This window comes from Magnetospirillum moscoviense (assembly GCF_001650635.1).
Lineage (GTDB): Bacteria > Pseudomonadota > Alphaproteobacteria > Rhodospirillales > Magnetospirillaceae > Magnetospirillum > Magnetospirillum moscoviense.
Map to the genome: position 1 here is coordinate 1 of NZ_LWQU01000062.1, position 1539 is coordinate 1539.

Below are 1539 nucleotides of genomic sequence, written 5' to 3' on the forward strand. Positions count from 1 at the left end.
GGCATCTCTGAAATCCAGCGCCTGGGCCAAGCCAGGACGAAGCCGCCTGCGCGAAACTATTGACAGCGAACATGAGAGCAGGCTGCGGAAAAACTCGAGGCAATCGCGTCGCTTATGCCCGATCGTCATGGCCGGGCTTGACCCGGCCATCTACCGTGGACGCAGTCAAGTCTGTTTGGCTAATTTCCATGGCTGCCCGTCTCGAACGATGGCATTGAGGGTGACCAGCATTTTGCGCATCAGCGCAGTAAGGGCGACCTTTCCGGGTCGCCGGTTTTCCTGCACCAGGCGGTCGTAGAAGTCCTTCAGCGGTGACGGGTGCCGGATGGCCGCGCGCGCCGCATTGAAGAGGGCGCGTCGGATGTTCGGTCGTCCGTGGCCGGTGCGGTCGCGGCCTTTGGTTTTGCCGCTCTGGCGGGTCTGCGGCGCCAGGCCGACCAGCGCGGCGATCTGCTTGTTGGTGAGCAGGCCGAGTTCTGGGAGTTCGGCGATCAGGACCATGGCGGTAATCGGGCCGACGCCGTGAAGACTTTGCAGCATGCGGGCGCGCTGGGCCAGTTCGGGTGTCGCTTTGATATGCGCGTGCAGTTGCAGCTCGATGGCGTCGAGATTGGCCGTTAGGACGTCGATGACCGCCTGCACCGTGGCGCGCACCGCTGCCGACCGCGTCATGGCCAAACGACAGCGTTCGGCCTGCAGGAGTTCGACCAATTGCCAGCGCCGGCCTTCCATCTCGCGTAGCGCGTCATCGCCGAGGATCGCGGGCCGCACGCCCCGGCGCACCAATTCGGCGGCCGTGAATTCTGCGATCAGTCGGGCGTCGATCTTGTCAGTCTTCGCTTTGATGCCACGGACCTTGCGAAAAGGCCAGGACGTCGTTGGGATGGACCCGCACGAACGCGACGCCGTTGGCGATCAACGTGTCCCTTAGGGTTCGCTCATAGCCACCGGTGGCCTCGAACGCCACCAGCGTGGGCCGCGCCCGGAGCAGCCACGCGCCAATCGCCTTGGCCGTATTATCCAAGCGCTCGACGCGGCCCTCGCCGGCGAGGGCCGCGTCGAGCCATTCCTTCGAAACATCGATGCCTATGATGATCGGCTTGTCCATCGTGCCCCCCTTCGTCACACTGTACGAGTGGTCTGCACGCAGGGCGCTGGATTGCATGCGGGCGATGAGCCCTTTCTACCGTACGCGTGCCCGACCGTAACGTCGGCGGGTCCCGAGATGACCACGGTCGCTAAGACCTATCCACGATCGGGGTGCCCGCCGACGTCCATCATGCGATGACAGCGCGTTGGCGTCCCGTCATTGCTGACGGGATCTACAATGCAATCCACGCATTTCAGCAAGAATTCTTTTTGAACCAATGTGTTAGACGGCAACACGTGGATACGCGGGTCAAGCCCGCGCATGACGACAATGGGCGCGAAGACGCCGAATCGGCATTTTTCCGCAGCCTGCTCTCATGTTCGCTGTCAATAGTTTCGCGCAGGCGGCTTCGTCCTGGCTTGGCCCAGGCGCTGGATTTCAGAGATGCC

The 1539-nt window shown here is 63.0% G+C and carries 3 protein-coding genes; 1 reads left to right on the forward strand and 2 read right to left on the reverse strand.

Annotated features, from left to right (window positions below):
* Positions 1-165 precede the first annotated feature (165 nt).
* On the reverse strand, positions 166-885 hold the full coding sequence (locus A6A05_RS19910; RefSeq protein WP_156520869.1) for an IS110 family RNA-guided transposase: 720 nt from the start codon (positions 883-885) through the stop codon (positions 166-168).
* Positions 830-1108 (reverse strand): hypothetical protein, encoded by a 279-nt coding sequence (locus A6A05_RS19915; protein ID WP_082910661.1) that lies wholly within the window; start codon positions 1106-1108, stop codon positions 830-832. Before A6A05_RS19915 ends, A6A05_RS19910 begins: the two co-directional genes overlap by 56 nt.
* A gap of 152 nt (positions 1109-1260) precedes the next feature.
* Here A6A05_RS19915 and A6A05_RS21420 point away from each other — a divergent pair.
* Positions 1261-1539, forward strand: a 279-nt coding sequence (locus A6A05_RS21420) for a hypothetical protein (protein WP_216635737.1), incomplete at its 3' end; no start/stop codon positions are given.

Excerpts from the sequence above, each read along its gene's own strand:
- A6A05_RS19915 (WP_082910661.1), bottom strand. The coding sequence starts at position 1,108 with ATGGACAAGCCGATCATCATAGGCATCGATGTTTCGAAGGAATGGCTC.